Origin of the sequence: Natronolimnobius baerhuensis (assembly GCF_002177135.1) — an archaeon.
In the GTDB taxonomy this organism is placed as follows: domain Archaea; phylum Halobacteriota; class Halobacteria; order Halobacteriales; family Natrialbaceae; genus Natronolimnobius; species Natronolimnobius baerhuensis.
The window spans coordinates 468,988-487,843 of sequence record NZ_MWPH01000003.1; the positions used below are offsets into that span (position 1 = coordinate 468,988).

Genomic DNA, 18,856 nt, shown 5'->3' on the forward strand with positions numbered 1-18,856 from the left:
GCCATACACAGTCGATGTGAGCACACGAGCAAAAGCCTTGCGAGGTAGTGGCAGCCAACGCTCGTTGGCAAAGAACTAACCGCTTCCCTGCGCCACTCGAGGCCATGAGCTACGATGTTGCGTTCATCGGCACCGGCGACGCGGCCGATCTGACCGATCCGAGCCCCGACGGCTTCGCGATGAACTACTACCACGCGGAGGCCTACGAGGTCCTCGAGAACTGCACGCTCGTCGCCTGTGCAGACGTAGACACCGACCGCGCGGCCGCCTTCGCAGACGAGTTCGATATCGACGCCGCCCAGACGTACGCGGACTACGAGGCGATGCTCGCCAAGGCCGAGCCAGATATTGTCTCGATTTCCGTCTGGCCGGATATCCACGCCGAGGTGGTCATCGATTGCGCCCGCACCGACAGCGTCGCGGCGATCCACTGCGAGAAGCCGATGGATCTCACCTGGGGCGGCTCCGAGCGAATGGCTCGAGTCTGCGACCAGCGCGGCGTCCAACTCACGTTCAACCACATGCGCCGGTTCAAGCCGACGTGGGTCGAGGCTCGCGAACTCATCGACTCCGGCGAAATCGGCGACCTCGAGCGCGTCGAACTCGCGCTCGGAAACATTTACGACGGCGGCACGCACGGGATCGACTTCGCGACCGGCGTGGTCGGCGACCGCCCGGCGGAGTGGGTGCTCGGCCAGATCGACTACCGCGAGGAGAACCGCTGGTTCGGCGCGCACAACGAGAATCAGGCGTTCGCGCAGTGGGAGTACGACAACGGCGTCTACGGCGTCGTCACCACCGGGAAAGGGAGTTCGCTTGTGCCCGCAAAGATGCGCTTTACTGGCACCGAGGGGGTCCTCGACGTGAATCCAGACGACGAAGACGCGGACAACGTCGTCCGCTGGCGCGGCCATGGTGAGGCTGACTGGAACCGGCGCACGCTCGAGGAGGGTGCCTGGACGGACCCAATCAACGACGCCATCGCACACGTCGTCGAGTGTCTCGAGACCGGCACGGAACCGGAACTCAGCGCACGACGGGGGCTCAACACGACCGAGATAATCTTCGGCATCTGGGAGTCCGCTCGTAGACGCGGTCGTGTAGACTTTCCACTCGAGATCGACGACAATCCGCTCCACGAGATGGTCGAGTCGGGCGCGCTCGAGCCCGAATCCACGGACGACTAATCGAACCCCGTTCGTACGGCTATCCGTTCGAAACGCGCGTCGTCTCGAGCGTTCCCGAATCGACCCAGACGAATCCTGATTGCTCGGCGGCGGCTTTCGCCTCGCGGAGCGCGCCGGGATCGAACGGGTCCTCGTATCGGAGGCGCGTCTCCTCGGGTTCCATTGCAGGAAGTTCGGGTAGGAAGTCCTCGTCCTCGAGCAGCCCGCGGACGGAGACCCTGCCGCCTGCGCCGAGTGCGACCCCGAGCGCTCGGTAGCGGTCGGTGTCGCTCTCCCACTCGACGTCGCTGCCGAAGGAGTCGTTCGAGACGCGGGCCGTAGTCGACGATCCCGACAGGGAGCCGAAGCCGTCGTTGTCGTCGGGCTCGGTGGGTGGTTCTGCACTCGAGTCGTTACTTCGGGACTCGCTTGTGGCCTGTGCTCCGTACTCGTCGGCGTCGGTCCCTGCGCCAGTCTCGCCGCCTTCGTCGCTGACCCGCGAGACCGTTGGTGAGCCACAGAGTTCGAACCCGCCCCGCTCCGCAGTGGGCGCTGTCGTGTCGGGCGTCGCAGCCGTCGAATCACGCTGTTCGGCACTCGAGTCAGTATCGCTCGAGACGTCGTCTGCCGACCCACCGTGTTCGGCCTCCTCGATGAGCGAGTCGACGGCGGTCGCGTCCGTCGCATCCAAGTCCGATTCGGTCGGCGCGGTCGCCTGCGGGGTGCTGGTCGACTCGCGCTCGTGCGCCCACGCCGGCCACGGCCCGTCCTCGCCGAAGCTAATCACGCCACCCTCGTCGGGAACGTACGCCTCGAGGCCGTCCGCCGGAAGCAGCGGTCGTTCGACGGCCGTAATCCGTGGCCCGTACTGATCACAGAGGCGCTCGTCGTCGCGCTCATCAACTAGTGCGGCCTGCCAGCGGTCGACGCCCGCAGAAAGCAGAACGAACCGGGCGTAGGTGCCCGACAACAGCGCCTCGTTGATCGCACGCAGGACGGCGGGCAGGTTGTCGCTCCCGAGTGGCGTCGTGGGATACTCGAGTTCCGTCTCGCGTTCGCGCCCGCGGTGATCTGTCGTCCGGAGCGTCCATCGCTGCGTCCCAGACCGACCCCAGCGTTCGCACTCGAGCGTCCAGTCAATGGCGTCGAAAACGGCCGTGAGTTCCGCCTCGAGTTCGCCCTCGGTGTAGCGTGCGGGACAACTGACGCCGCGGTCGCTCTGGGCGATGGTCCGCCGGAGGACAGTCGTTCGGTCGCGCCCGTCGGCGAGTCGGTCGGCCAGCGCGGCCTCGAGGCTGTCGTCGCTGCCAGATGCGCGTCGGTGGCCGCGTGTGATATCCGCAGCGGTGACGCCGAACGCGCCGAGGACGTCGGCACAGACCAGCAGTTCATCCGCGTCGCGGGGAGGGCGAGACATCCGTGCCCAGCCATTTCACGAACGGCCCTATATATTTTCGTCAGACGTTGCGCGTTCGAATAATTTGATTCGACTACATCTCTGGGAGCACTGGCTGTGCTATTCGGTTTTCATACCGCGTTCACTGGCTTCGATCCACTCGTCACGGTCTTCTGCTCCGTACAGATCGTTGAAAAGTTGTATCGCTCTGTGAGCGTAAGTCTTGTACGCGCGTCGACGCTGTTCTACGTCGTCGGTCACGTCTTGTCGCTATCGTCGGCGCGGTGACTCGAGTTCGATATCCGTTTCCTCGAGTAACTCTTCGACCTCGTCGCGTTTTTCCTGGTGCTCGGCAAGGAACTCGCGCATGAGTTCGGCGGCCTGTTCCTTGCAGCCGCCACAGAGGCGTTCGCCGCCGACGCACTCGTCGTAGACCTCCTTGGCGAACTCGTCGTCGTCGCCGGACAGCAGGTAGGCGTAGAGTTCGTAGACGGGGCACTCGTCGGCTTTGCCGCCCTTCTCGCGCTGCTCTTCGGCGGTTTCACGCCCGCCGGTGGTCGCGGATTTGACCTTATTGTACCCTTCCTCGGGGTCGTCGAGCAGCGAGATATGGCTGGCCGGCACCGAGGAGGACATCTTCCCGCCGGTGAGGCCGGTCATGAAGCGGTGGTAGATCGACGATGGGGGCTGGAACCCGTAGCCGCCGTTGTCGACTTCGATCTCGCGGGCCAACTCTTCGGCTTCGGCGCGGTCGATCTCGAAGGCGTCGATGTGGTTCTCGTAGACGCGTTTCTCGCCGTCGATGGCGTCGATTAGCGCATCGAAGGCGTCCTCGGTCGCCCGCCGGTCGAAGAATCGCGTGCGCGGTCGAACTGGTTCCATACCCGCTTCCTCGAGTTTCGTCAGGACCGAACTCAGCGTGTCGGCGTCGGTCTCGAGGTCGGCAAGCGGCGTCTCGGCGAGCGCGTCGGCGACGTGGGTACACCGCAACGTGTCGTCGTCGAACTCGGCCGGCTCGAGTTCTTCGTAGAACGCCGCCACGAGGGCGCGCTCTTCGTCCTCGAGTTCGAAACTGGCGTACGCTTCGCTGACCTTGAAGAATCGCATTCGTTCCGCGAGGTCGCGTGCGAGTCGAACGTGTGGGTCCTGATCTGGGCCGACGGGGATGACGGTGGGTTTTGGCTCCTCGAGTTGCGGGTAGAGGATGTCGGCCATCTGGGTGACGACCGACTGCATGTGCGAGACGTCGGTCTCGCCGTCGAAGCCGTAGATGGCCTGAAACTCCGAGAAGTTGGCCTCAGCGCCGAGTTCGAAGGCGAGATCCTGCAGTTCGCGGTTTTCGGACTGGCGGTAGAGTTCGCCCTCCTCGGGGTCGAAGCCGAGCGCGAGCAACGAGAGGAGATAGTCGCGGGCGTGCTCGTCGATTTCCTCCCAGGACATGCCACGGGCCGAGTTGGCCTCGAGGTCGGCGATCAGGCCGTAGGCGTCTGCGCCCTGCTGTTGGTGCCAGATAATCTCGTCGAAGACGAGTTTGTGGCCGATGTGGGGGTCACCGGTGGGCATGAAGCCCGAGAGCACGGCGGCTGGCTCGTCGTTTTGCAGCGCCTCAGCGACCGGCCGATAGTCGCGATGGCCGAAGATGACGCCCCGGCGCATCAAGTAGTGGGGGTTGGGCACTTCCTCGAGCACCTCGTCGAACTCCTCGATGCCGAACTCCTCGAACAGTTTGCGGTAGTCGGAGACGGACGAGGATCCCCAGGGATCCAGTGCAACATCGTCGGCTCCAGCGGCTCCTCCATCGGGTACTGGGGTCCCTGTCTCGTTCGCGGTGGGCTCCTCGCGTGAATCGTCTCCGGTCATTAGTTTCGTGTTGTGCGTCGGGTTCGCAAAAGCCTTCGCTTCTCGAGTCTCCGTGCCGTCCCGCCCTTCGCAAGCGCCGGTGCCAGTATCTTCATGTGACGGCGCGAACAACACCGACCGATGGCAGATGACGGCGCCTCCGTCGGTACGGCGAGCGACACCTGTAACGAAGTGCTCTCGCGCATCAGCGACGCGGTAATCACGGACCGAACGTTCTTAGAGCACGTCCTGACCGCCAGTCTGGCTCGTGGACACATCCTGCTCGAGGACGTTCCCGGGACGGGGAAGACGCTCACGGCAGTGACTGTCGCACAGGCACTCGGCCTCGAATTTTCCCGGATTCAGTTCACCCCGGATCTGCTGCCGAACGATATCACGGGCTCGCACATCTTCAACGAACAGAGCGGCGAGTTCGAGTTCACGCCGGGGCCGGTCTTCGCGAACGTCGTGCTGGCCGACGAGATCAATCGTGCGCCGCCGAAAACGCAGGCCGCCCTGCTCGAGGCGATGGACGAGGGGCAGGTAACCGTCGACGGGGAAACCCGTGACCTGCCGGACCCGTTCCTGGTAATCGCGACGCAGAACCCGGTCGAACAGGAGGGGACGTTCGAACTGCCCGAAGCCCAGCGCGACCGCTTCATCATGAAGACCTCGATTGGGTATCCCGGTCGCGAGGGCGAACTCGAGTTGCTCGAGCGCCGTAGTCAGCGCGATACCAAGATGCCGACAGTCGACTCCGTCGTCGACACAGCGGGTGTCCGAGACTTACAGGCCGTTCCCGAACGCGTCTCGATGGCACCCGAAATCCGCGAGTATCTGGTCGATCTCGCCCGCGAAACCCGTGCTGACAGGCGTGTCGATATCGGCATCTCTCCGCGCGGGATTCAACGGTACTACGAGGCCGCTCGAGCGAGAGCTACCCTCGAGGGCAGAGAGTATGTCGCGCCGGACGACGTCAAGCGAATCGCCGAGCCGGTGATGCAACACCGACTCGTGTTGACGACGGATGCCCGGATTGAGGGTGTCGACGGCGTGAGCGTCGTTCGCGACGTGTTGAACCGAGTTGAGGTGCCGGCGGTCGATCCCTGAGCGGTCGGCTACGATTCTCTGTGTCGCACCCGCTATTCTCGCTAATTTTGCTGCTCTCGGCGCTCTCGAGCGGTCGTTCCGTCATTGTTTGGTCCTGACGAGCCAGCGTTCAGCGAGTCCGACGGCGGCGTTTTGTACTCGCTTCCGGCCCAGCGTTTGAGCAGGACAAACGAGAGGACTAACGCGATTATCAGGCTCGTAGCGACCGTTATGCCGGTGCTGACGGCCACGCCCTCGAGGACTCGCGGAAGCGCGGCGACGAGGGCAACAGCGACGAGGCCGACGAGGACGGAGCCCGTCGTATGCGCCAGTGCTGGCCGCCGGACGGACGTCTCACGGCCGAGTTCTTCGGTGACCGAGACGCCGTAGACGGCTCCATCCCAGGTGACGAGTGCGCAGGCAACGACGCCGCTGACGACGAGTACGCTCGCGCCGTCAACGCCTGCGATGATCGCGCCGAAGACGAGTGCGCCAGCACCCAGTGAGCCGGGTGCGCCCCGATCTGGAAGCGGGCCAATCGAGCCGAGCAGCCAGATGCCGACCAACACCGCGGTGATCGTCCCGATCAGCGAGAGCATCGCAATCGCGAGCAGTGCAATCCCGTTCGGCGGCTCGAGCACGTCCGTCAACTCCGCTATCGGTATCAGTTCACCGAATCCGGGAAGTGCGAGCGTCCCACCCTCGGCTGTTGCCTCCTCGAGTGCAGGCTGAATCCAGCGCTCGAAGGCGGCCGGATAGCCGACAACGAGGAGCACGCTGACGAGTGCGCCGCCCGAAAAGACGGGTGCCCAGGCCACGAACGGGTGATATCGCAGTCGGTACAGTCCCGGCAGCCAGGCGAGTGCGAGCAGTGCGAGCAGCGTCGCGATGGCTGCGAGAATGCCGACGCGAACCCCAGTCATCATCGTTACCGGCAACAGCCACGTCTCGAGCGTGCTGGCAACGACTGGCGGCAGTTCGCCGGTGCGGCTGAGTGCGGCTGTCGCAGCCAGTCCGAAACTTGTCGGAATCAGTAAGAGGCCGCCCAGCCCGGCCAACTTCGCGGTTCGGTTGATGCTGTGTCGTGTCTGCTCGCGGTTCTCTCGAGTGACCAGTTCTGCAATCGGGAGTCGCGGCAGCACGAACGCACTCACCCAGAGCACCGCCACGGCAAGGGCGACGAAACTCACGAGTGCCGGCACCGTCCCGTCGGGCGAGAGAATCGGATCGGTGATCGATGCGCCGCCAGTCGGGCCATCGGTTGCAGCACCGAGGGCGTCGTCGACTCGAGAGCGAACGGCTTCGAGATACGCGATGGCAACGACGCTCAGCGGAAGCGCGGTCAGGATGGTCACCGGAAACGCAGAGCGGACGGCTCCGCTGCCGACCGCGCCCGTCACGGTTGCCGTCGCGCCGAAGGTGGCCAGTGACATGGCGACGATGAGCCCGACTCGAGCGAGGAGACCGTCCGTGAGTGGCCCGCTCGTCGCCGCGAGCGCCAGTGCACCAGTCAGTGCGAGTGCGGTGATCACAGCGAGGATGCTTCCGAGTCCTCGGCCGCCCGGCGTCCCGCGTTTCGTCGCTGTGACGGTCGCCGTCAGCAGCCCACCGGTGACGACGGCGAGGAGTCCGGCCACGGGGTCGCCGCCGACTGCGAGCAGTGCGATTCCAGCGAGGGTCGCAAGAATCGTTGTCACTGCGGTTACCGGGGCGCTTACGGTTTCTGGCTCCGGTGCTTGCTGTGAGTCGCCGCTCGGGCCGCCCGCCGAGTCGTGTGTGCGTGCCATCAGTGGATCACCTCGCCGAAGCCGCGCCCGAGTGCCGTGACCAGCGGCGTTTCGGGGTCCCAGTCTGCGACCGGCACGTCGAGTCGTCGAAGTCGCTCGAGGCGGGCCTCCCGTGTTACGGCCGCTACTCGCGCGCCGACGGTGTCCGCGCCGGTGACGTCCGGTGAGACGACCGACATGCGGTAACCACGCCGGCGCAGGGCCGCCCCATACTCGATGATCTCATCGTCGACGGCGGGCGTACAGAGAACGAGTTGGCACCCAGTCGGGAGTAAGGCATCGAGGTGGTCGACGTCAGTCGGTGACGCCGTGTGGGTGGGTGCGGTTCTGCCAGCCCCGGCCGCCCCGCCACGGCCATCGGTCTGGAGCGGCGCGTGGTCGTTGCTCGTGGCTGTCGACTGCCCGTGATCGCTGTCTTCGCCGTGGTTTTGCTGGCGCTGCTCCTGTTGCTCGAGGTGCGGCGAGGGGTCGCTCCCCAAAAGCGTCGTGCCGCTGGCGCGGGCGGCGATAGCGTCACAGACGCGGGCGATCCGACCGCCGACGTCGGCACCGGTGCCGGGTTCGACGTACGCCGGCGGGCCGGTGTAGACGCCGGGTGTTCGGCCGCGAATTCCGAGGCCGACGAGACCGACGTTGTGGCCGCCATCGGACAGCGTGGTGCTTGTGACGATAGCGGCGTAGGCGGCGAGTGTCAACCCGTCTGGTCGGCCAGCCGCCGGAGCCAGTCCCGCTTCGGGCCGGCCATCGACGACGATGACGACGTTCGTCGACTCCTGTTCGCGATACTGGACCGTACCGAGTTCGCCGGTCCGGGCGTAGCGACGCCAGTTGATCCGACTTAGCGGATCACCCTGCTGGTACTCCCGCGTCGAATGGAACTCGTAGCCGGGGCCGCCGCTGTCGCTTGCGACTGAGCCAGCGAACGGTATCGTCTCGCGGTGCACCGGCAGCCCATCGAGGGGCACGCGGCACTCGAGTTCGTCATCTCCCGTGGCCGACACCTCGTCGGTCGAAACAGCCGTCGCGCTCAGACTCCGCAGTCGAACCCACGGAGCGCCAAAAACGTACGTCCCGCGACGGGGCTGCAGCGTGTACTCGAGGGTGGTCTCCTCGCCGGCACGGAGCGTCATCGCGGCCGTCGAATCGCCGTCGATGACCTCGAGCGTGTCGGGGACGGCGTCGGCTACCCTGACATCGGGCAGCGTCCGCTCGGCGTCGTTTCGAACGGTGAGCGTCACCTCGATGCGCTCGCCCGGAAGCGGCGTTTTCGGCGTCCATTCGCGCTCGAGCGAGACTGCAGCCTCGGGGGATGGAACGGAGGAGAGGGCTGCGTAGCCGAGATACGTGAGCGGCACGATTGCGGCGAGCAACAGTGGCGCTGAACCCGCGAAAATCCCGGCGGTCAGCAGGGAAACAGCGGCGACGACGCCGGAGTGCCATCGCGACACTCTGACGTGACCGTTACGCATTGTTGTCCTCCGTCGATTCGCGCGGTTCATCCTGCTGGTCGCGTCCGCCGTCTCTGGCCGCCGACTCCACACCAGTCGCCTTCCGTTCGAACGCCCCATCCGTCGCGTGCTGCTCGAGTGCCGAAAGCGTCCGCTCGAGGCGCTTCTCGAACGTGCGGCCGGGGAACAACCACATGCGAAGTCGCTGCCCGAGCGAGAGGGTTCCAGCGCTCGTATCGCCGAGGAAGACGGCTGCGATCTGGTCGTCAGTCCACGCGCCCGTCTGAATCCGCTCTTCGACGGCGTCGCTCGAGCGCCCGCTTGCGTGTTCGACAGCCCGCAGCGACTCGCGCACGTCGTCGGTGACGGCATCGCGTTCCATGGTCGCCCGCTGGCCGCGCTCGAGTGCGTCGATTGTTCGCTCGACGCGTTCGGTCGCGCCTGCGCCGACGACCATCGGCTCGCTCTGCTCGGTCGGCGACCCCGTTATCGCCGCTGCCATCTCGAGTGATTCGTTCGTCTGTGGGCCAGCATCTCGGACGTCACTCGCACCCGAGAAGTACGACCGCCAGAGTGCGAACAGCCCGACGACGGCGGCGATGGCGATGAGTGCATGGTCCGGGTCGACGGCGGTTTCGACGCTGACGACGGCCTCGAGCACAGCGGGCGGGAGCACGGCAGGCCTGATCGCCAGCACGCTCCCGAAGCCGAGTGCAACGAGTGTGAGGACGACGAGGACTCCATCAAGTATCGAACGGCGTGTCATGGCTGGCCTCCGTCGCTTTCGGGACTGTCGTTGGTCTCATCGTCGCTGTCAGTGTCCGTCTCTCCGTTCGCCTCATCCTCGTTGTCGCCCGCAACGACGCGAACCGCCGAGCGAACCCGCTCGAGTCGTGATTCCGAGGGCGGCGTGTCACCGTACTCGGCATCTCGGAACGTCTCGACGACGGTCCGAACCGGTGTCTCGGGAAAGCCCCGGTCGACTGCGTGACGGCCGATCTCGCCGGGCGTCTGCGTCCGCAGCCGTGGTGGTCGAACCAGACGGACGAACTCCTGCCAGAGCGTCCGCAGCGTCCGTACGTCCTCGCTTTGTTCGGCGCTCACAGCACTCGGCGCAGCGTGTGTCTTGCTCGCGTTCGAGGCGACCGCCTCGACGCGCTGTTTCGACGAGCGAAGGAGCGACCGAAGCGCACCGACCAGCAGCCGATACAGCCGAACGGGGTGAATCGCCGCGAGCGCAGCCAGCCCCTGCGTCGCGAGTGCTCTCGGCAACGACGCGAGCCAGCGCGCCGCTCGAGCCAGCAACGCGCCGAGCCACTGACCGAACGCCTCGAGGTGCTGTGCCAGTCTGACGACGGCATCGATGATCCAGCGGCCGATTGACTGGAGTATCGCACCCGCGCGTCGGACGAGTGATGCGACCATCGCCGGCAGTGAACGCACGCTCGAGGCGCTCACGCCGAATCGACGACTGAGGAGCCACCACCCGGCGAGGACGACAGCGAGTACACCGAATGAAACAATCGCAGCATTTCGGTAGAGACCGTCGACGACTATCTCCGTCGTCGTTCCCGCCCCCGTCGCGCTGAGCGTCGCCTCGCTTGCGACAGGCAGTTGGACGGCTGTGGCTCCGTCAGCGCCTGTTGTCCCCACCATCTCGCCGTTGACTGCCACCGTCGCGTTTTCGACCGGTTCACCGCCGTGCTCGAGCGTCGCCTCGACCGTCCGACCGGGAAGTGGAATAATCTCTGTGACCTCGAGTGTGGGGTCTCTGAGTTCGAGTGTCCGTTCGGCACGGATCTCGCCGCGTTCGACGGCGATGGTCGTGTTTCCAGTCGACTCTGGCAGCGTGACCTGTGCCGTCCCGTTGGCGTCTGTCGTCCCGGCTTCGCCACCATCGACGAGCACCGTCCCGTCCGGAATCGGGTACTCGTTGACTGCGGCGGTGACGACGACGTCGCCGCCGGGAACTGCCGGCCGGTCGACCGCGAGGGTCGTATTCGTCTCCATCTCGATGACCGTCCGCGTCCCGTTTTCGGGCTGGTCTTGGCGAGTCGGGGCGAACTGACGTGTCGACCCGACCGACGGACTGACGCCGCCTCGAGCGAGCGACTCACGAACGTCCTGGCTCTGATCACCGCTCGAGGTTGGCGTATCGACCTCGAGCGTCTGTGTGAAGGGGACCTCGCCGGTGACTGTGCCGGTGCTGTCGGTCGTGCCGATTGGCTCGCCGTTGAACGTGACCGTCTCACCCACGACTGGCTCGCCATCGTCTGTAACGGTGACATCGACGGCTGTGCCGGGCGACGGTGGCGTATCGAACGCGTAGTCGTAGCTGCGTATTGTGGCATCCTCCCCAGGCCCGTCATCATCGGTGCTCGTCTCGTCTGTGTCGGGTACTGCGTCGTCATCGTCTGGTCCAGCGTCGTCACTGTCGATGGTGTCGTCGACCTCTTCTTCCTCTCCTGGCGCTCCGTCGTCGTACTCAGACTCACCTGACGGGTCGTCACTCTCGTCAGCAACTGGCTCGTCCCCACTCTCGCTCGAGTCGCCATCCTCAGTTTCGTCTGGCCCATCGACCGCATCTGACCCTTCCGTCTCGTCTGTCCCATCGAACGCATCCGACTCGCTGCCACCACCGTCTGCCGGGTCGCCATTCAGATCGTTTTCTGTTGGCAACTCTCCGTCATCACCGTTTCTCTCGTCGGTATCGTCTGGCATGTCGTCGAACGGGTCGTCACCCTCGGTGTCGCTCTCTTCCGCGGCATCGGGCGGCAACTCCCCGTCTTCCGCTGGCTCATCCCAGTCACCATCATCCGGGATGCCATCTTCGCCTGGCACCCCATCGCTGGTATCGCCCTCGAGTGGGTCCTCTACGTCGCCGGGTTCACCATTTTCTCCATCTATATCCGCTGTCTCGTCCGGTCGCTCCCCGTCACCATCCCAGCTATCGCCTCCATCGCCGTCTCCGAATTCGCCGTCCATCTCGCCCTGTTCGCCTGCTTGTTCGTCGGGGAGACCGTCCTCATCTGCACTCCCGGCTGCGTCGTCCGCGTCTGCGTCGGCTGTCTCTGAATCTTCGTCATCTGTCTCTCCCTCCTCGTCATCTTCATCCCCACGCTCGAGTGTGTCTCCAGACCCGCTCTCTGAGCGCTGTTCTCCTGATTCAGAGAATAACTCGGGGAGCATCGATGGGCCATCCCCCTCGCGGTCCTCGCCAGCCCCGCTCAGTCCGAGACTCCCGCCGCCCATCGCAGGAATCGCGACTGCGGCGAGCGCGAGGATTGCAATCGCTACGAGAACGAGACCGAACTGTGCCCAATCCGGGCCGTTCGTCGGTGCGGTCGCCACTGTGTCGTCATCAGTCCCCATCGATCCAGATCCCATCCGAAACGCTGTCTTGTGTCTCCTAGCTGACCCACCCAAATAAAAATATGCACATGTGACATATCGCCGGCCAAAACGGGTTTATTGCTGTGCGAATCCACCTGACGTGAGGCCGACTATGACTCCGTTGATCGAGGTGTCACGTTCCGTTCCTCGAGACGCTTGCGAAGATCTCCACCGGCGAAGGCGACGAGCGCGAAGACGCTGTCACCAGCTGGCCGTGGGGCATCGCCACCCAGAATTTCGTCGGACTCAGTCGCCGACTCGACGGTCCGTCGGCCGTCAGTGATCGCCTGCCGGTTGAGCCACGCCGGCGGCCCGCCGACGATCACCAGCGCCCGCTCGGCATCAGCCGGCTCGCACTCGAGGGTGTGCTTTCCGTATAGTGCCTTCTGAATCACCGTCTCGACGGCGCTGTAGGCCGCTGCGGTCTCGACGGTCGTCTCCTCAGCGAATAGTTGCGGGCCGAGTTCGGGGCCAATACCGAGCCCCAGAATCGACCCTTCCCCAGCAGCATCGACCTGCTGTGTCCCATAGCCGAGTGAGACAATCGAACTTCTCGATCCCAGAATCCGTGCGATGTCGTTCGCGTCGATAACCGTCTCCGCGTCCGGCGTCGTACGCGTCTGCTGTGTCCTCGCGTCACCCGTATCGCCCGTCGCAGCGAAGAACTCGCCGACACGGGTTGCGAACACCTCGTTGAGCCGCGTTCGGCCATCGGCCAGTGACTCGCCTGTTTTCAGCCACGCCTCGTTATCGAAACAGATGATCGCATCCGCAAGTCCCTCGAGTCCCTCGAGCGTCTGTAGCGCGTTTTCGTCGGCCAGCGGACGACTTTCTGCGAGTATGAGTGCCTCGTCTCCCGCGTCTGAATCGCCCGTCCCAGCGTCCTCGTCGCCCTGTTCGCTCTCTGTCGAAGCCGTTGACTCATTGCCCGCGGTCGACTCTTCGACGACATCCTCAACGACGAGCGAGTCGTCTCCCTCCTCGAGTTCGCTGGCTGCCGGCAGCGTCGCGAGGACGTACACCGGCTTGTCGTACAGGCGCTTGAGACTCGAGACGAGTGCGGGTGCTGTGCCGCCGCCGGTGGCCCCACCAAGGCCGATGGCGACTACAAAGGCGTCTGCGAGTGACGGATTCCCGGTGTCGAGTTGGCGTTCCAGTTCGTCGACGTGTTCGGTACCAACCTCGAGTCCGCGCTGGAGGTTACCGTTGAGTCCGTGGTCGACGCCGTCACCGTAGCGATAGCGGTTCTCCTCGGGAATCGTCGCTGGCAGTGTCGCCAGCGTGTTGGAATCGGTATCGAACGCGAACGTATCGAGGACGAACGACTGCACCATGTCCGTCTCCCACGCACGAATCGCCGCGGCGAGCCGACACCCCCCGCCGCCGACGCCGATCACCTCGAGTTGCATGGCTGATCCGTTCGGACGGACGGGATTTTATGGTTCCGTTCGCATCGGCGGCTGATCGATGCCTCGGTACAGAACCGTCTCAGGGCGTTAGTCGCTCGATTGACCACCACTTGATCTCCGCTGTACTCTCGGCGTCCGCCACCAGCGCAAACACCATCGTCTTGCGAACGCCGTGTGCCAGGCGTACGTCGAGTGCCAGATCCCGCGGCTCGAAGACGTAGTCAGCGGGATGGACCCGAACCAGCAGTTCGGAGTGGCTTAGTTCCTCAACCGAGTCGACGTTCGCGTAGGTCCGAAAGTCAGCACCGAACTTGTAGCCCGTCTTCGGGACGATATCCTCCTCGCGCAAGTGCGTATAGACGGCTAACCGGCGGTCGAAGCGTTCGCCTTCGACTGCCCGGCCGCGCGCTCGAACCGTCTCCGGATCGAGATCGAGCGCCCCACGTTCGGTGAGATACGCCGCCTCGAGCAACGAACACTGGAGCGTCGGCTGGTCGTACTCGCGCCCCTCGAGTGGCTGGCCGTAAAACGTCCGCTCGTAGAGCGACAGCGGCGGGTCCCAGACGACGACCCGATCAGTCAGCAGGTCGGCCTCGGCCCTGTCGGGCAGCGAGACGTCCGGATTCGATGACCCCGTTGGTTCGTTCCGGTTGACGTCAAAGTACGTAATCTCACTTTCCTCGTCGACAACTGCGAGGACGCCGTCCTCGAGTGCAGCGGCCGGGACGTCGGTTCGTTCACTGATTACTCGCAGCGGGTACTCGATTTTGCCGTCGCTAGGGCCGTTGCCCCGTGGGAACACTGCAAAGTCGACGGTGCCCTCGGGTGGGTTCTCGATCCACGGTTCGGCTGCTGGAGAGAGATAAAAGCCCCGTGAGCGCAGATCCGCATAGACCAGAAATCGGACGCCAAAGGCCTCGCCCGGTTCACGCGCGACGAACGACTGAAAATCCAGTCGCTCGCCATCGTCCGTGGTGACCGCCGCGAGGTCGCCCCGATAGAGTAGATGCGCGGCCTCAACGGGAGCCAGTTCGATCTCGTTCCCCTCGAGCGGGTAGCCATAGCCCCGCGAGTCGTGATAGCGCTGGCGCGCATCGCCCCCTACGTGGACGACGCCCGCGTCCTCGTCGAATCGCCCCTCGAGTGACATACCAGTGGGTTGGCCAGCGGGCATTAAGTGGCTGTGGATCACGCCTGACTTGCTGTTGTGTGCCACGGGCGAGCGGGCTGGCAGTGGGCGTAATCTGGACCGTCTCAAGGGAGTATCGTAGGAGTTCATAGTTTCCCGACGAAGAACCGAGAAACGTCGCTACAGACCACACTTCGAACCCTCCGGTTGGCTACATAATCCCTATCAGTCGTCGCTTGCGACCTCGCCCGCCTCGAGTCGCTCCGTCTGTTGCTGCGTACAGGTGGCATCGAGACAGCGATTGCCGCTTCGGGTGTCGAACGTGGGCAGGCCACAGGCGCACTCGCCGTCGATAACGCCAGCAGGCATCGCAAAGCCAGTGTCACACGCTGGATAGTGCTCGCAGCCGGCGATGAGGCCGCCCCGGCGAAGGATGCGGAGGTCGCCGTCGCAGTCGGTTTCGGGACAGTCCCACTCGCGGTCGAACGCCTCTTTCACGGCGGCGTCGAGCGACTCGCAGTCGCGGTCGAGACAGACGTTAAAGGCGAGCCCACGTTCGACGCGCATTCGTGGGAGGCCACACTCGCAGTGGCTCTGATCGGTCTGAATCGTCGCATCCGCCGGGACGCCGTAGCGGGTGCCACAGTCGACACAATGGACGCCCTTCGAGCGTACGAGCGCGCCATCACAGTCCGGACAGGTGCCGACGAGTGGGCCGGCAGCCGAGACCGGATAGTGGGCGAACCCGTCCTGATCGTGGGCGGCAATTCGCAGCGTCTGGGTGTCCTTTTTCGCTACGAGCGTAAAGCCGTCCGAGCGCTCGCTCGAGACGCTGTCGGCCCTCGTTAGCCACGCAACGGGCTGGTAGCCGTCGCGGTCATGGACGAGCACGGTGTTGTCGGGTTTGACGACCGTCGTCATGCGGCCGCGGTACTCCTCGCGTTCGGTGCCCTCGGTAATGACGGTACAGTCGCCCGCGAGCACGCGAATCGCATCGTCGATCATGCCACCGTTGGCCGCGGTTTCATATTTAAATTCGCGGATAATTTTGTGGTCACGACGCAGTAGTCTTATCAGGATTCCCTCGGTGCCCGTGAGTATGACCGATTTTGCTACGTCTCCGGACCATTCTGTGGAGGCCACCGAGTCCGACATCGACTCGCCCGAGCAGGCACTCGAACGCCTCGAGACCGATCTCGAGACGCTGGAAGCGACGCTCGCTGGGGCCGACCTCTCCCCGGCACAGCGCCGACAACTGTTTGAATCGCTTGTCGGGCAGGTACAGGACGTCCTCGCGGAGACGAACGGCGGCCACTTGGAAATCAACACGCACTCAGGCGGCCAGATCACGCCACTCGAACCGGATTCGGCGGCTATCACACTCGAGGATATCACCCATGCGCTTTCGAATTTGAGCCGGTTTACCGGACAGGGAACGGGATTTTACAGCGTTGCACGCCATGCAATTCACGTCAGCCGCGAAGTCGAGGCTCGTGGCGGCTCGCTCGAGGCTCAGCGCTGGGGGCTGTTACACGACGCCAGCGAGGCGTACTTTGCCGACGTTCCCGCGCCGGTCAAACAGAGCCTCCCTGGCTATACACACGCAGAAAAACGGTTTCAGGACGCTGTTATCGACGCCTTCGACCTCGCACTCAAGGATGATGACAGTGACCTGGTCAACACCATCGATTCGGCGGTCGGTCGATTCGAACTTGCCATGCACTTTGGTGACGAACAGTTCGACCGCCCGACGCTTGCAGTCGAACCAAGCGACCTCGAGCTATCCGAGGTGAAACCAGCGTTTCTGTCTCGCGCGCAGACGCTTGGGATTTGCAGTGCCTCCGATACTTCGTGCTGAGGTCCGGTCCAATCGGCTTTTCAATGCGTAGCGTATAGACGGTGGTATGAACGACATTCCGGACCGCGTCCCGACACCCTGTCCGTCGTGCTCGCCGGACCTCGAGACGGTCCACGAGGTGCTTACCGCGAGCGAGGGTGGCGGCACGGTCACCGTCCGCTGCAGTGAGTGCGCTCACGTCCACAAGGTACAGCCAGAACAAGAACGCGAAGTCACACTCGACGTCGTCGTCTCTCAGGATGGCGAATCGTTCACCGCGAACGTCACCGCCCCCGAAGATGAGTCGATTGAAGTCGGCGACGAGTTCATCCTCGAGACGGATGAAGTGCTCTCGACGGTGCGTGTCACCAGCGTCGAACTCGATGGACAGCGCCGACGGGAGGAAGCGCCGGCAGACGAAATCGAGACCGTCTGGAGCCGCGAGGTCGACAACGTCGCAGTCAACGTCACGATCCACCCACAGGATGGCTCTCGAGACGATAGCCGCGGGATCACGGTTCACGTCCCCGGCGACTACGAGTTCGAAGTCGGCACAATCGAGGAGTTCGGCGAGGACGAGTTCAAAATCGACGCGTACGTCGTCCGCGACGACGCCTCGGGCTACCACCGCGACCGCTACGAGGAGGGTGGCGATACCGTCCTCGCGAAAGACGCAAAACGCGTCTACGCCTACGACGAGCAGACCAGCGCCTGGTCGGCCTGGTAGGATCGTTCGAACTCGCCTCGAGTGATTTTCCGGCAACTGTTCGCCTCGAGCACGCAGTTGCGCCCCACACGTTCTTTGCCGCCCCATGCTAAGTTATACCATGTTTGACCGGTTCACCTCGAGTGACGACAGTGCCGAGGGTGACATCGAGGCTGCCCGCGAACGGCTGGGTCGACAACTCTCGAATCGCATCGACGACGAGCGCGTTCTCGAGGCCCTGACGGCGGTTCCACGCCACGAGTTCGTCCCGCCGAATCGCCGTCGTGACGCGTATGCGGATCGCCCGCTTCCGATTGGCGACGGGCAGACGATCAGTGCGCCGCACATGGTCGCGATCATGGCCGACACACTGGCGCTCGAGTCCGGCGAGGACGTGCTCGAGATCGGGACCGGCTGTGGCTATCACGCGGCGGTCACTGCCGAACTCGTCGGTCCGGAGCACGTCTATAGTGTCGAGTATAGCGACGAGTTAGCTGAGCAGGCGCGCGAGCGACTCACCAAACTAGGTTACGGCGAGATCTCTGTTCGGGTCGGCGACGGCCATAACGGCTGGCCCGAGCATGCACCCTACGACGCCGCATATTTCACCTGCGCGACGGACTCAATTCCAGATTCCGTCCTCGAGCAGGTTCGTCCGGGCGGGCGCGTTCTCGCACCCGTTGGCTCGAGTCGACAGACGCTCGTCGAAATTGACAAACGCGCGGATGGCACGCTCGAGCGACACGACCACGGCGATGTTCGATTCGTCCAGATTCGGGGCTAACGCATCCGCGCTCGGTCGATCACCGCTCATATCAGACTGGTAGCAAGCGCGTCATTGATTAGTACCGACCGGCTACTCCGCTCATGGACCCCGCGGTACTTCGGGAGGACATGGTCGACGGCCTCGAGGCCGCTCCCAAGGAGATTCTCGAGGATGACGCTGTCGGCGTCGCGATGCGAGATGTCCCCCGCCACGAGTTCGTCGACGAAGAACGGGCGGCCTACGAGGACCGAGAATACGAGGCACACGGGACCCGCATCCTCGCGCCAAGCACCGTTGCCCGACTCCTGCAGGCGTGCTCGCTTGAGGAGGACCAATCCGTCCTGATCGTCGGCGTTGGCGTCGGCTACACAGCGGCAGTGACCGCCGAACTCGTCGGCGAGACGAACGTCCACGCAGTCGACATCGCACGCCCGCTCGTTATCGCCGCCCGAACTAATCTCGAGGCGGCCGGCTACGATGGCGTCCTCGTCGATTGTCGCGACGGTGCCGATGGCCTCCCCGAATACGCGCCGTTCGACCGCATTGTGCTCGAGGCTGCTGCCGTCGACCCGCCGCGAGCACTCCTCGAGCAACTCGCACCCGACGGACGACTGGTCTACCCGCGTGGCTCACAGACACAGCGACTCGAGGTCGTCACTGCGAGTGGTGATCGCGAGCGTGACCATGACCGCCACGGCGTCGTTGCGTTCGATCCATTACTCGTCGAGGGTGAACAGGTCGGTGCCGTCGAACGGAATCGAATGGCACGCGAGGATCGTGAACACGCCCGCCAGCGCGCCGAATCTCGCCGCGGCTGGGAGCAGGAGTGGATCGAGTGGGACGACGCGGTCGACTCGCCCTCGAGATTCTGATTCTACCGTTCCAATTCGG

The 18,856-nt window shown here is 64.4% G+C and carries 15 protein-coding genes; 6 read left to right on the forward strand and 9 right to left on the reverse strand.

Going from position 1 to position 18,856, the window contains the following annotated elements:
• The first annotated feature begins 104 nt into the window (after positions 1-104).
• Positions 105-1,187 (forward strand): Gfo/Idh/MocA family protein, encoded by a 1,083-nt coding sequence (locus B2G88_RS14830; RefSeq protein WP_087715197.1) that lies wholly within the window; start codon positions 105-107, stop codon positions 1,185-1,187.
• A 19-nt stretch (positions 1,188-1,206) separates the two neighbouring features.
• Here B2G88_RS14830 and B2G88_RS14835 read toward each other — a convergent pair whose 3' ends face one another.
• Both B2G88_RS14835 and B2G88_RS14840 read right to left on the reverse strand, forming a co-directional pair.
• A complete protein-coding gene (locus B2G88_RS14835; protein WP_087715198.1) occupies positions 1,207-2,583 on the reverse strand; it encodes a hypothetical protein in 1,377 nt (458 codons plus the stop codon).
• A gap of 249 nt (positions 2,584-2,832) precedes the next feature.
• Positions 2,833-4,422 carry a tryptophan--tRNA ligase gene (locus tag B2G88_RS14840; protein ID WP_087715199.1) on the reverse strand — a complete coding sequence of 530 codons (1,590 nt, stop codon included), beginning with the start codon at positions 4,420-4,422 and terminating at the stop codon, positions 2,833-2,835.
• Between the two features lie 120 nt (positions 4,423-4,542).
• On the opposite strand from B2G88_RS14840, the gene B2G88_RS14845 reads away from it, so the two are divergent.
• On the forward strand, positions 4,543-5,511 hold the full coding sequence (locus tag B2G88_RS14845) for an AAA family ATPase (RefSeq protein WP_087715200.1): 969 nt from the start codon (positions 4,543-4,545) through the stop codon (positions 5,509-5,511).
• A gap of 41 nt (positions 5,512-5,552) precedes the next feature.
• Here B2G88_RS14845 and B2G88_RS14850 read toward each other — a convergent pair whose 3' ends face one another.
• The 7 genes from B2G88_RS14850 to B2G88_RS14880 all read right to left on the reverse strand — a co-directional run bounded on the left by B2G88_RS14850 (position 5,553) and on the right by B2G88_RS14880 (position 15,661).
• Complete coding sequence (locus B2G88_RS14850) at positions 5,553-7,277, reverse strand: DUF7519 family protein (RefSeq protein ID WP_176393258.1); 1,725 nt, start codon at positions 7,275-7,277, stop codon at positions 5,553-5,555.
• Positions 7,277-8,746 carry a DUF58 domain-containing protein gene (locus B2G88_RS14855; protein ID WP_087715201.1) on the reverse strand — a complete coding sequence of 490 codons (1,470 nt, stop codon included), beginning with the start codon at positions 8,744-8,746 and terminating at the stop codon, positions 7,277-7,279. Before B2G88_RS14855 ends, B2G88_RS14850 begins: the two co-directional genes overlap by 1 nt.
• Positions 8,739-9,491, reverse strand: a complete 753-nt coding sequence (locus tag B2G88_RS14860; RefSeq protein ID WP_176393259.1) for a DUF7269 family protein — start codon at positions 9,489-9,491, stop codon at positions 8,739-8,741. Before B2G88_RS14860 ends, B2G88_RS14855 begins: the two co-directional genes overlap by 8 nt.
• Entirely contained in the window at positions 9,488-12,112 is a 2,625-nt protein-coding gene (locus B2G88_RS14865) for a DUF4129 domain-containing protein (RefSeq protein WP_087715202.1), read from the reverse strand. The genes B2G88_RS14860 and B2G88_RS14865 overlap by 4 nt, the downstream gene beginning before the upstream one ends.
• Positions 12,113-12,228: 116 nt before the next feature.
• Complete coding sequence (locus B2G88_RS14870) at positions 12,229-13,527, reverse strand: FtsZ/tubulin family protein (protein WP_054863023.1); 1,299 nt, start codon at positions 13,525-13,527, stop codon at positions 12,229-12,231.
• A 79-nt stretch (positions 13,528-13,606) separates the two neighbouring features.
• On the reverse strand, positions 13,607-14,677 hold the full coding sequence (endA, locus tag B2G88_RS14875; protein ID WP_087715203.1) for a tRNA-intron lyase: 1,071 nt from the start codon (positions 14,675-14,677) through the stop codon (positions 13,607-13,609).
• A 204-nt stretch (positions 14,678-14,881) separates the two neighbouring features.
• On the reverse strand, positions 14,882-15,661 hold the full coding sequence (locus tag B2G88_RS14880; RefSeq protein WP_087715204.1) for an endonuclease NucS domain-containing protein: 780 nt from the start codon (positions 15,659-15,661) through the stop codon (positions 14,882-14,884).
• Between the two features lie 94 nt (positions 15,662-15,755).
• Here B2G88_RS14880 and B2G88_RS14885 point away from each other — a divergent pair, with 94 nt between their 5' ends.
• The 4 genes from B2G88_RS14885 to B2G88_RS14900 all read left to right on the forward strand — a co-directional run bounded on the left by B2G88_RS14885 (position 15,756) and on the right by B2G88_RS14900 (position 18,837).
• On the forward strand, positions 15,756-16,514 hold the full coding sequence (locus tag B2G88_RS14885) for a hypothetical protein (RefSeq protein ID WP_140408881.1): 759 nt from the start codon (positions 15,756-15,758) through the stop codon (positions 16,512-16,514).
• 46 nt (positions 16,515-16,560) lie between these two features.
• Complete coding sequence (locus B2G88_RS14890) at positions 16,561-17,220, forward strand: HVO_0476 family zinc finger protein (RefSeq protein WP_054863021.1); 660 nt, start codon at positions 16,561-16,563, stop codon at positions 17,218-17,220.
• A gap of 100 nt (positions 17,221-17,320) precedes the next feature.
• Positions 17,321-17,983, forward strand: coding sequence for a protein-L-isoaspartate(D-aspartate) O-methyltransferase (locus B2G88_RS14895; protein WP_054863020.1), 663 nt, complete (start codon positions 17,321-17,323; stop codon positions 17,981-17,983).
• An 83-nt stretch (positions 17,984-18,066) separates the two neighbouring features.
• Positions 18,067-18,837: a protein-L-isoaspartate O-methyltransferase family protein gene (locus B2G88_RS14900; RefSeq protein ID WP_054863019.1), complete on the forward strand. Its 771-nt coding sequence runs from the start codon at positions 18,067-18,069 to the stop codon at positions 18,835-18,837.
• Positions 18,838-18,856: the final 19 nt, after the last annotated feature.

Bases quoted from the DNA above. Each gene is read 5' to 3' on its own strand.
- B2G88_RS14890 (WP_054863021.1), top strand. From the start codon at position 16,561: ATGAACGACATTCCGGACCGCGTCCCGACACCCTGTCCGTCGTGCTCG.
- B2G88_RS14840 (WP_087715199.1), bottom strand. From the start codon at position 4,422: ATGACCGGAGACGATTCACGCGAGGAGCCCACCGCGAACGAGACAGGG.
- B2G88_RS14865 (WP_087715202.1), bottom strand. From the start codon at position 12,112: ATGGGATCTGGATCGATGGGGACTGATGACGACACAGTGGCGACCGCA.
- B2G88_RS14830 (WP_087715197.1), top strand. From the start codon at position 105: ATGAGCTACGATGTTGCGTTCATCGGCACCGGCGACGCGGCCGATCTG.
- B2G88_RS14850 (WP_176393258.1), bottom strand. From the start codon at position 7,277: ATGGCACGCACACACGACTCGGCGGGCGGCCCGAGCGGCGACTCACAG.
- B2G88_RS14895 (WP_054863020.1), top strand. From the start codon at position 17,321: ATGTTTGACCGGTTCACCTCGAGTGACGACAGTGCCGAGGGTGACATC.
- B2G88_RS14835 (WP_087715198.1), bottom strand. From the start codon at position 2,583: ATGTCTCGCCCTCCCCGCGACGCGGATGAACTGCTGGTCTGTGCCGAC.
- endA (WP_087715203.1), bottom strand. From the start codon at position 14,677: ATGTCACTCGAGGGGCGATTCGACGAGGACGCGGGCGTCGTCCACGTA.
- B2G88_RS14860 (WP_176393259.1), bottom strand. From the start codon at position 9,491: ATGACACGCCGTTCGATACTTGATGGAGTCCTCGTCGTCCTCACACTC.
- B2G88_RS14870 (WP_054863023.1), bottom strand. From the start codon at position 13,527: ATGCAACTCGAGGTGATCGGCGTCGGCGGCGGGGGGTGTCGGCTCGCC.
- B2G88_RS14855 (WP_087715201.1), bottom strand. From the start codon at position 8,746: ATGCGTAACGGTCACGTCAGAGTGTCGCGATGGCACTCCGGCGTCGTC.
- B2G88_RS14880 (WP_087715204.1), bottom strand. From the start codon at position 15,661: ATGATCGACGATGCGATTCGCGTGCTCGCGGGCGACTGTACCGTCATT.
- B2G88_RS14845 (WP_087715200.1), top strand. From the start codon at position 4,543: ATGGCAGATGACGGCGCCTCCGTCGGTACGGCGAGCGACACCTGTAAC.
- B2G88_RS14885 (WP_140408881.1), top strand. From the start codon at position 15,756: ATGACCGATTTTGCTACGTCTCCGGACCATTCTGTGGAGGCCACCGAG.
- B2G88_RS14900 (WP_054863019.1), top strand. From the start codon at position 18,067: ATGGACCCCGCGGTACTTCGGGAGGACATGGTCGACGGCCTCGAGGCC.